Origin of the sequence: Tardiphaga robiniae (assembly GCF_013359755.1) — a bacterium.
GTDB classification, from domain to species: domain Bacteria; phylum Pseudomonadota; class Alphaproteobacteria; order Rhizobiales; family Xanthobacteraceae; genus Tardiphaga; species Tardiphaga robiniae.
The window spans coordinates 163,870-176,180 of sequence record NZ_JABMCJ010000078.1; the positions used below are offsets into that span (position 1 = coordinate 163,870).

Consider the following 12,311-nt stretch of genomic DNA (forward strand, 5'->3'; position numbering starts at 1 on the left):
CCAACTCAATGCCGGCACGGAGGACGTGGATGGCAGAGAGCATCGTTTTTTTCTCCGGCCCAACTAATGCACTAACCATCGTAGGGTTGACGCCGAACGATCCGTTCAAGGTGGAGGAGTTTCTTGTCACTGCGCAGCAAGCCAGCGCAAAGATCAAAATCACCCCGTTTGATATTCCGCACCATGCGTCGCAGACGCCGAACCATCCGCAGGAATCAATCCTGATCGCCGATGCGGATGTCACGCTCAGTGCATGGAAGCTGAAATCTTGGAGCAAGATCCAGGGAGACATCAAGAAACTGAGAGACGAAGCCAAATTCGCGCTGGCCGCGGCAGCCGAGGCCGAACGCGACAAGCTGCGGGAAGCGCTTCAGAACATATCGATCGACCTTGCAGCCGCAGGATTTTTCGGCATCAGCGGGCTACCGGTCGCGGGCGCTGGAGCATTCGAGGCCCATCTTGGGATCGACCTCGCAGCTTTCGAGGCGGGTCAGGATGATACGCCGTTGCTGACGGCGACGCTGAACGGAACCGGCCAGATATTGGTAACAAACGGAACCGCCGGAATTGTCTTCGGCTTCGAGGTTTCGCTGACCCGCAATGAAGTGGTCGAACTGTTACCCTCGATATCGTTTCCTCCCCTGCCCCAATTCCCTGCGCTGCACTTGCGCTGGCCGAAAATCCCGTGGTCCAGCTTGAGCTGGCCATCGCTCGATTTGAGCGGTTTGCTCAACCTGTTCAAGTTCGACCTGCCGATTCCCAAACTTAACCTCGGCAAATCGCCGATAACCATTCGATGGGCTACCAGGCCCAAAATCATACTAGCGATTAACGCCCAGAAGCAGTTGGAGATCACAACCAGTCAGACGCAGCTTGGTGATGGTACACTGATCTACGAAAATGGAGGACACGCTGCCGATATTGCCAAGATCGAGGACTTCGGCATCACCCTCGATGCTGCTGGCAGGTTGTCGCTGAACGGAACTGTCGCCCCCGCGGCGGCGCCAATCGATATTCCAGCGACGATCATCGAGAAGCCCGATGCTCTGCCGTTCAAGATCGAACTGGCCGCCTCGACGCTCAATATTCAGATTCCAGCGGTCGACCTTGCGCATCCGACGGCCGTGGGCCTCACCGCCACACTCGACATGCCGCGCATCCTCATCCGCGCCAAGAACGATCCTGCGCTGCTGATTGCCGTTTACGCCGCCTATTCGCAGACGTACGACGCGGCCACTGGGACGTCGTCAGGACAATTGACAAAGCTGGAGATCGTCGAGCCCTATCCGGTCAAACTAGTCGCCCTAACCGCCCAGGCCCATCTTGCCCAGGCGCTGATCCCGTTCGTGTCGGCGCTCCATATTCAGGGGCCCAACGTCCCCGACCTGTCAAACGTCATCAAGGTGCTCGAACGTTTCGCGGACATGATGGCTGCGGCGGTGCGCTGGCTGGCGCAGCAGGCCGGCTCCGCCGCCAGTGCTTTGCTCGGTGTCTCCGAAGCCGTAGGCGAGATCCTGGCGAAACTGACGCGGATGCTGTGGGATGCGATCAAGGGCCTCGGAAGCAGCGGCCTAGGCATCGCGCTCATGGTAGAGGTGCGGCTCGACGCGCGCAGCTATGCGTTGCGCCAGATCGTCGTCACGCCGGCATGGGTCAACCCGCCCGGCGGGAGTTTTTTGGGCCAGGAACTCGGCCTCAGCCTCGACATACCGCTGGACTGGCATCCGATGCTCGTCGTCGATCTGGATGGATCGCCAAGCGTCGCGCTGCTAGCCGTGGCGCCGGCAAATGGTTCGCTTGCAACCTTGGGGACGGACCTCTGGCTGTCGCGTGACGCCGGCGTGGAAGCCCTGCGGGATACTGACAAGGACGGCAAGCGGCACGATAAGCGGCTGATCCAGGCCACAGCCAAGTTCACGGCGACCACCGCGATTGCGTTGATCCGCCTAAGCAGCGGCAAAGCCCATTTCATGCAGGCCTGCAAGGCAACCGTTCAGGTGACACCGCTCACTCTGCCGGCCGGGACCAGCCTGCCGACGGGCTTGAAGGTTTCGCGCATGACGGGTGCAATCACCTATGCGCCGATCGACTGGTCGACCGTCGATGTAAATATCGAGGCCCAGACCGACCGACTGCTGCCGTTCCTGCAATCATCCAAGCAGAGTACGCCCGAATTTCTCAACACACTCGGCCAGTATATCGAGGTCACCGCGAAGAAAACGGCCGTTCCCGTCGCGAATGGCGTGTACGACCTGCCGATCAGCGTGACGCTGAAAATCAAGGATGCCAGCGTTAATTTCGATCTTAACGTTCATATCGACCTCACCGACTTCAGCATAAGGCTGTCCGGCGGCGACAAGGTCCGCATCTTCGGCAAGGCCGACGAGTCGGATTTCAGTTTGCTGGGGCTCAACGGCAACATCGTACTGAATGCGACCAGAGACCCCGCCTGGCCTGCCGACAAATTTCCATTCTTCGCGCTGGATTTCTCTAGCGGGGACGTCCGGCTCTCTCTGGCTCCGGAAGCCCGGCTGAGCCTTGCCTATGGCCAGGTAGCAAGCGGCGGTCGAGGCATCGTGTTTCATGTCGATGAACTCGGCATGTCGCGCAGCGGGCTCGACCTGGCAGCTAAGGTCGACCGTGACACGCCGGTGCAGCTTGCCGGCGTCGACATGCCATTCCGCTTCGATGGCGGCGGGCTCTCGATCAAGAACAGCGAAATCCAGGCATTCTCGATCAAAGGCTCCGGGCAACTGCCTCCGGAACTGGTCGGCGAGGCCAACGCCACGATTTCGATCTCGATGGGAAGGGGCAGCGATGGCTCACTGATCGTGCAGAGCGCCGAAGCCAAACTGGACAAGGCCAACGATCCGATCGTCTGCCACGCCACCCGCTTCGTGCTGACGATCTCGGCCCTTGGCCTCGAGTTTCAGAATTTTGCCAACGAAGGCGCCGGTTACCATTTCTACTTCACCCTAACGGGAACGGCGGTGTTTCAGCCTCGGGAGGGCGAATTCACCGACGGGCTGCTGAAATATCTCGGCAGTATCACCATTACCCTGGACAAGGCGCCGCTCGCCCGTGACGCGTCAATGCTGATGCGCGCGATCCGCTTCCAGGTCGCCGTGGTTCCCGCTAAGCGCTTCAACTTTTTCAATCTCTTCAACTTCGAACTGCGCGGCATCGGATTCCACCCGGCTTCGCCGGCCTTCGGTGGCAAACCGGCATTGTCCATCTCCGGACAGGTCAATTTCGTCGAGGCCGGCGACGTCCTCAGCCCCCGTTTCGATTTCCACGAACTGTGGATTGCACCGCCGAAGCCTGGACAGTCGCTTCCGCAAATCCGCTTCGACGGATTGACGCTCGGAATACGCTTCGGCGGTGCGGCCTCGATCGAAGGCACGGCGATGACCGTGGACGACACCCTACCAAGTCTTTATTCGCCGGGCGCCCTTCCAAAGGACGTCACCGTTCATGGCTTCCTTGCTTCCGGCAAGCTCACCATCAAGGGCTGGGGCGCGATGTCCGCCGCGATGGGCTTCCTCGAGCTTCGCAAGCCGGGCGGCGATTTGCGCCAGGCGTTCTTCCTCTATGGCGAGGCCGACGACCTTTCGATCGAGATCCCAACGCCGGTCGGCCCGATCTATCTGCGCGAGGTCGGCTTTGGCTTCGGCTACCGCTTCACGCTCGCCGCCTTCAACCGCGCCGATCAGGTGACGAACGTTAAGGAACTCATCAAGGTTCTGGACGACATTTCGAAATACCAGGGCAATCTGGCCTCGGTAAAGTCGTGGGAACCGGAGGCGGACGGCAACCGCGTCACGTTGGCACTGCGCGGCCTGATAACGATCACGACGGCTTCGGGCGAAACCGAATACAATGCCGACGGCGAGAAGGAGCTTGCCAACCCGATCCTGTTCGACATCGTCGCAGCCCTGCGCAGCGACTTCACGTTCTTCCTGAACGCGCGCGTCTGGATCGCACGCAATTATGCCGACTGGCACAATTCCAGCGCCAATGACGGTTGGCGCAACAACCCTACCCTGCGCGGCTACGTTTATCTCTCGGTCCCGCGCAAGGAATTCCTCGCCCGAATGATCGCCGATGGAACGGGCGACGTCGAAGGCACGCATCCAAAGCTGCCCGCGCCGATCATGAAGGCCATGAAGAACATCCGGTGGTCGGCGACGACGTACATCCGTCCTGGACTATTTCATCAGGAATACGGCTGGCCCTACGAACTCGGATTCACTTTCGAGGAAAAACAAGGGGGCGGCAGCTTCCAGATCGTCTGCCAGGGAGGGATGGTCAACCGCATCGAGGACGGCGCGTTTCTGTATGGCATCGCCTTCCGCGCCCGAGGTTACGCCCAGTTCGGCGGCAAGGTCGGTGGCCGCTCGTTCGGCGCTTCGGTGGTGGCGCGCGCGGACTTCTCCATTGCGGCAAAATACATCGCCTATATCTCGATCAAGCGCTTCAGCGAGACACTGTTCTACGGCTCGATCGCTTTCGACATCTCGCTCTCATTGCAGGTGCGCGTCTGGCTCGAATTTAGTGTCGGCCTCACCGACATCCATCTTGAGGTCGGCTTCTCGGTTTCACTGACGATATCGATCGCGCTTGAGGCCGCGGCGACGCCCGACAGCATCGCCGCGCGTGGTTCGGCGTCGGTAGCCGTTGGGGCGTTCGGCCGTCACATCCGGCTCGGCATCGGGTTTGCGATCAATCCCGGCCGCCTCGACGAGGCACGGGCGCGCGTCGAGCGCTTCATGCAGCTCGGGCTCACGGTCGCAATGCCTGACGCGGAACAGGGCATCGCCCCGCCGGCGCCGGAGCTTCCCCGCGGACCTCGCGCTGCAAACGCGGATCAGGCTGCCGACAACGCGCTCGACAAGCATGACGCAGTGGCTGACACGGATCTCAGCACAGTGCCGACCCCGCAGGGACGATCGCTGCAGCCGACCGCGTATTGGGCGATGCTGTTCCCGGTCGCCGGCGATCAAGGCGCCGGCGACAACGAGCGTTTCGTGATGGTCTTCGTGCCACGAGATCACACCGAAACCGGATTGGATGCCGTCAAGTTCCCGACCAGCCAAAACGGCCAGTCCTTCAGCAGTTTCTATGGGCCGCCGACGATCTTTGAATCCAGCGATGGCGTCTTCCCGGCGGCCTTGCGCATAGTGACGCGAACGAAGCCAGACGGCTCGCCGATGATGACGCCCGTCGACGTGCTGCGACTTGACGCCGAGTCGGGGCAACAGCCCGCGCAAATCGGAACCCCTCCGGCCAATCCAGTAGAGGTGACCTACAATCTGAACTGGAAGGTCGCAGTGTATGGCAGTGAATCGCTGCGAATGGGACACTTTCTGTCACAATGCTTCATTCGGCAACCGAACGCGGCCAGCGCGGCGGATCTGAAGGAGCCGTTGGACACCCATATCAAGGCTGCCCCCGAGCGACTGCCGGACACCCGCGAGGCTGCCGCTCAGGTGCTGACCGAGGCGGGCAGAGATCAAATCGACCTCGGAGTCGAGTTTCGCGCAGCCAATGACATCGAGGAGCGGCGCTCGGCTTCAATCGCCTCGCTGTGCGATTCCGCAGCCAGACTTGCTGCCGGCGCCGATGCTTCCTGGCAGGCGCGTGCCCCCGAGGTCGGCCTGGACATCCGGACGTTGGGAATGGCCTTTGTCGTGAAACGCAGCGACATCGACAAGATGTTCGATCCGGCTGCGGCAGATCTACCTCGCGCCGCTCATTTCAAAGTGGAATCCGCGGTCGGCTCAATCACTACGCTCGACGTCAACGTCCATCTGTTCAACTCTCCGGATCGGATGTTCCGGGAGCGCGCGCCAAGGCTGGCCGATCCGATGGTCGAAGCGACCGCGACCGGCATCCGACTCGACTGGGACCTTGAGCCCGCATTCGGCGCGTCGACCGGTGTGTGGAACGATCCCGAATTCAACCTGAAGCACTACCGGATCGAGCGTATTGTCACGACACCGAACCGCCTCGAGAGCCAATTCAAGCCGATGCACATCACGACCAAGGCGGCAGGGCCGATGCGTCTGGTCCGCGACCCCGTCACCGCCAATTTCGTCTGGCGTTTCGTGCGGCCCAATGCGCAATTCGTCGACGATTTGTCCGACCTTCCTGACGAGTTGCGCCGCGCGCTGCTGCCGCCATCAAACATACCTGCAACCGCACCGGTCGGACCGCCGGCGAACTTCCCGAATCCGCTCCCTAGTGTGCTGCGCTATATCGTAGTGCCGGTCGACACCGCCGGCACGGACGGACCTCCGACGCCGCTGGCATTGCAGACCGAAGCGGCGAAACCGGCGCGCAAGGGTGTCAGTCGTGCCGTGCTACATTTCGAATATCGCAAGAGCAAGGACCAGATTATCGTCGATGTCACCTCGACGGTTTCTCGCGTGCCGGCCTTTACGCTCGGTATCGACGACGCTGCCGATCAGACCTGCTCCGACCCGAAGAAGCGCAACGATCTGAAGTCGCCGCGCGCCTACGTCGTGCGCGTTCGCAAGGAGCTTGCAATTCCGATCGGCCTCTACGGTTCGGATGCGGTGAGCGACGCGCGCGCGCGGCCTTCCGCAGCGGACTTCGCGATCAAGCGCCCGACCGACCGGGATTTCATCATCACCCTGACGGATGGCGCGCTACCAGGAGTGGGAAAGGTCAAGGAGCCGAGTTTCGACGATCCGACCGCGGTCGCCATTGCGGGAGCGCCGCTGAAGCCGGGCTACACGATCGATGACATGGATGGCTTCACGAAGGCCATAGGAGCAAAACGGACGGCGCAAGATCGGCTCGACAACGGACCGATCGGCGTTCGCTTTGCGATCCAGCCCAGACTGGATATCACGGCCAAAGACGAGGCGCCGCCTTGGTGCCCAGCGGACGCGACGATCCTGATTGATCTAGACGATCTCGGTACCGAGGAAAAATTGCCGACGGTCGCCGCACCGGTCGAAGTATTCGAGCACCCGGTCAAAATCGAATCGGCGCCACTGCTGTCGGAAGATATCGATGGAGACGCCGGCCGCATCGCGATCCTTCATCCCGACAAGAGTGCCACGCTTGCCCAGTTAGTCGGCTGGAATGATGGCTCGACAGGCACCGCCCCGGTGCGGCGCATCCGCGATGCTACGCGCCGCGTCGCCACTAAGGTGCGGTGGAATGCCCGCCCCGCCGCATCGGATACTCTGGCCGCGGATCATGGCGCCAAGCGGAACGCTTTGTACTTTGGCGGATACGACATATTCGAACTCGATGTCGCCGGGGAAGCCGAAGGCGCGACGTCCGCGCCGACTGCATTGACGCTATGTTACCCGTTCAGCAATTCCACCGTCGATTCTGATCCCGGAAGTTCGCTGCGGATCCATTCCTTCGACGACATGATGGATGCGATCTATCTCGGCGGCGACCTAGCAGCACTCGACCGGCTTGACGATTCCGGCGACGCCGCCAAAGGCCAGATCCGCCTCGTCCAAATCGACAATCCGACGAAAACCCTGACCTTTGATCTCAAAATATGCGTTCGCGCGCGTGGCTATCGCAAACTCATTGTCGAGCCCGTCCGCGGCAAGGTCCCCTTCGGCAACGGCAAGCCGTTGATGATGATCTTCACCCGTGATCCGCCCGCCCGCCATCTAGCGCGCGTCCAGGCATTGCCACCGTCGCTGGCGCAGCTCGATCCGGCCGAAATCACTGATTTCGCCAAGATGGAAGCGCACTATCCAAGCGAGACCAGCCGGCTGCTAGCATCGGCCTCCACCAGGCAGGGTGCGTGGTATTCACCGGCGGAATCCTTCCTCGTCTGGCCAGAGCAGATCCTTCGCCGCTCGCTGGCGATCAATGTCGACGAACCGGTACTGACCGAACTTCTTTTCAACGGCCGGCCCGAACGCATCGCCGTTTCACTCAGAATCACCGACACACTCAGCGGCGAAGTACGGCGCAAACTTGCCGGCGGAGCCGAAGAAACCCTGCCTCGGGGAGGGCTGCAGGCAAAATGGACCATCGCAGCTTTGCGCGAGCTCCTTCAGAGCCTGGTATGGAATACGAACGCGCCGGAAATTCGCAACGCTTTCGAGACGACCCCCGCGCTTTTCCGCAAGGCGCACATCATTGTCCAGGCCCTTAGATCCGGGACGACCGGCGCACCGGATATCGTAATCGGCAGCGCCGAATGGCAGATCGATCTCGATCCACCGATGCACCCCGTGCTCGCCGACGTCATTGACTGGGCACGGTACTACGCCGGCCCGAGCCTCAAGCGATACCCGCAGTTGGTTTTCGCCGAGACGGCCGCAACGGCAATCAAGGACTGGCTATCGGACCCGGCAACCATCATCGGGTCCTCGGTCCAATTCTCCATCACTGAATGGACCGGCCAGGTGCCGGCGCTCGGGTTCCAACTCGGCGAGAATTTTTATTTTCCGTCGGCGAACCCAATCGCCGAATACCGACTCGAAGCACCAAAAAAAGATGTGGCGCGAAATTCTGCGGACGACGTCCAGCAGATCATGGGAGCGATCAGCCGGCTGGCCTTGCAGCTCGACGATGCACACGCTGTCGCCGCTGGCGCGCAGCCGACGGCGAAGCTCGTTATCAATCTCGGCGAAACAGCGGGCGCGCCCGGCCCTGGTCCGCAGCTGTTCAAGGTAGCGGCGCAGAACAGGCCGGGACCCCGGTATCGCCGTTACGAACCGGTGCTGGAGCAGCCACCCAAGATCGGAGCCAATGAGGTCGGAGGCTGGTTCGACGAAACGCCGGTACAGCGCGATCCCTACGGCTGGAGCATCATGCGCAGCCTCGGACTCGCGGCTGGCCTTAAGCTCTACGACACCGAAGCCCGCGAATATCTCCCGCCCGCCGAGACGCTGAAGGTTCTACAGAACGCCTTTACGGAGATCCTGAGCCGATATCCAATGGCTGAAATCGGCTCACCGTTCGTCGACATCATCACCCACGCCGGCGGAACCATGTCGCTAGCTTCGTTCGACGGTGGACTGAGCGGTCTCGTCGCCGACGAAGCGGCTGCGCTTCTCAAAAACAGGGCGCTGTCGCTAGTCCAGATTTCGCTGCGGCCAACCATCGATCGATTCGCTAAAGCCTGGATCGACAGCGGCGATCAAGGGGGCGCAAGCCGCCAACCAATCGATAAGGTTGAGGCTTACTTCGCCATCAAGTCAACGTTCCCGGACCGTACATCCGACTCGAAGATCAAGATTGATTTGAACGGCCTCAATCCTGCCGAAGGTCTAGTAGCCATTGCAGAGGTGGTCGACCTTACTTCTGGACTGGCGAAGTGCCCGATCGTGACCCTTTCGAAGGCCGGGACGGGCAATGCAGTGAAGGACCTGCGCGAGGCGATGCTCGACGGAGCCGGCGAGCAGCAAACGCTCGAGATCGACACCAGCAAACTTAAGGAAGGCGGGATTGCCGCCCTCGCGCGCGTCACCGTCAACCTGGGCGATGCCGCGGTCGCGTTCAGCAAAACGACGTGGATCACCGGCGCCGACATTGAACAGATCGATTCACCCGATGACAGCATGGTGCAGCCGTTCGGCCGCTTCCCGGAGATGACAGCACGCCGTCATCGCGCGTTGGCTGGGCGCGGCGGGCATAAATCCTTGCGTGACGCTATCAAACGTTTCCGCAGTTATGCGGAGCGACGCCTGCCAGGCGGATGGCCGAACGAAAAGGACGAACCGGCGCTGGTAGCCCGTATACCAGAATGGACACGGCGCTTCTTCGCGCACGGGCCGGCGCTACCGCCGGAGCGGGAAAAGATGCCGCTATTCTCGATCGCGGAAGTTACGCGTCCGGACCCTTGGCGGGTCGGCGTGGCGGACGACGGCACGATGGAGGTGTTACTCACACATGATGACCGCAAGCGGCGCCTGAAACGGTATGCCGTGCGTCCGTTCGGAAGATACGAGGCGTTCACCGATGCCTTGACGCATGCAACCGATCCCGACGTTCCGCCGAAGCCACCACGGCTCGGCGGACCCTGGGCCGACGTACTGGCTGACAGCCCCGACGCGCAGCAGAAGTTCGAGGAGAACTGGAGCCGGCGATTCTTCGACGTGGTGATCCCGCGAACCGAACCGCTGGCGCCTCCAGTCCTGATCGACGCCCGGCGCATCGAGATTTTGCCGCCGGCCACAGCTACCGACCCTGATCCGCCGCCACGCAAGACGCTCGAGTTCCTTTACTCGCGGCATCCGGAAGAAGTGCTTTCCGAAGCCAACGTTACCGTCGAGGGCGCGTTGTCGTTCGAGACCGTCTCGTTCGGGTTCTGGCGTGAATTCCCGATGCAGAGCTGGGCCAACGACCTTCAACCGGGTATCGACACCACGGCGGCGTTTGGCGGCTGGGATCATCGCCCAATCCCGTTCCAGCTCATCGACAGCAGCGACGAATTCGGCGGCCTTGCGCAATTGCCCGCGCCGCAAGGCAAGACCGACTTCGTCCCCGGCCGCTACACCGACGGCTGGCGTGGTGCTCTGGCGCTGCGCACAGAATCGCTTCCGTTCTTCTTCCGCACTCATGTCGCGGCGTTTGCCTCGGCCGGCGTGGTGGTGTCGGAGCCGGTTGTCGCCACGATCGAGGAAGGGCATTACGAACTCGCGCTACCGTGGAAGCCCAACGCCCCGGCCAAGCCCGGCGACATCAACGTCCCGACGCCTCCACCTGACTGGTCCGTGGAAAGGGTGGACACGTCCAATCCTGGCGTCTGGGTAACGTTCGGAATTCCGGCGACCCGCTTATTCGATTCAATGCCCCAGGAATCGCGAAAAATCTGGTTGCAAGCGAACAGCATTCCCGACGTCTTCATGTTGCCTGATCCGGTGGCACGCTACGAGATCGGCGTGGTTGCGACCGATGAGGCCGGCCTGTCAGCCGCATCGGCCGAACTCGACATTATCGGTCAGCAGCGACCGGTGATACCCGTGACCGGGCAGCTGGCCACGGAATCAGGCTTTCGGATGAACCTGATCGGCCCGTTGTTCGATCCGGCGTCGCCGCTATCTGTCCACATCGAGGCGCCCTCTGACAACGGGGCATGCTGGAAACTTTATCCGTCGGTGCTGGTGAAACGTAATGCCACCCTGCCGTCGGAGAAGTACACACCATCGATTGCTGAAACGGACCCTGCAAGCGGTGGCGACCCGTTGCGCGGATTCGTGCTTGCGCCGGAAGATTTCGGCGCGGCCGGAATCTGGCCTGTCGTTGCGCCGACTGCAACATTGACGTTCGAAGTGCATGTGACCCCCACCATCACGACTTGGCCGGCCTTTACCGCCGCTGTCTCGGTATGGCGAGATGTCTATCAAGACTACCGGGCCGTTGTGGGGGCCCAGGGCATTTGGGAATTCCTTGATCTTTGGGCCCGCACCAATTGGCCACCACCGGCAGACCAGGCAAGAAAATTCACCAGCGACGAATTCGCCGCGGGTCTTCCGTGGCCTCCGTCAACCTTGCCACCCGACGTCAGCATCAGCCAGACCGGCGGATGGACGTGGCCGACGCTCGCGGCCGGCGCAGGTGGCGTCACGCAACGCCAAAGCGTCCGTGCGCTGATCCCAAGGACCGGTTACAGCGCGGCAGATTTCAAGACCATGATCGCCGGACCCATTTGCGCCGAAATGCGTCGGGTCATCGCGGGACGCGACGAGATCAAGAGCCGCTTTGCGAGATATTCGCCGCTCAACACCGTGTTATCTGTCGACCCGCCCGTTCTGCCGGCGTCCGGCTCGATCGCGAAAGCCGCTTACCGCCTGGCTACCACCAAGACGCTGCCGGACTCCGTCGACGTGGTTGTCGCGATCCCGATCAAAATCGATGCAAGTAACGCAAATACGGTCGCCAGGATCACCGCACTGATCACGGCGGTTGAAGCTCGGAAATTTACGGCGACTGCTATCCTCGATCTTGGCGCCCTTGAGGATGGCGTTGCCACCACGATAGAAATGCACCTGCCCTGCCAGGCGCTGTTCCACGCCGACATAGTCGCCGCGCTGAGGGATCTCGATCCCGACGCCATGGGAAGCCTCCGCGTCTGGTCGCTGTTGCTGCGTCAGCCGCCTATCAACAGGGAACGCAAGGCAATCATGGATGCAATCGATCAACTCGCGCCTGCCCCACAGGAGGACAAGGCCGGACTGGTGAAATTTATGGACCGCTGCCTGGCCGACCAGATCTTCGGCATCGGGCGATCACCGCGCGTGAAGGTCTATCGTGGCACATCCGCGCCGCAATCTGATCCAATCGCAAGAGCGGGGGCATAG

General features: G+C 61.5%; 1 protein-coding gene. It reads left to right on the plus strand.

Annotation, left to right across the window (positions count from 1 at the left end):
* Positions 1–29 precede the first annotated feature (29 nt).
* Positions 30–12,311, plus strand: a complete 12,282-nt coding sequence (locus tag HP556_RS10600; protein ID WP_175366969.1) for a hypothetical protein — start codon at positions 30–32, stop codon at positions 12,309–12,311.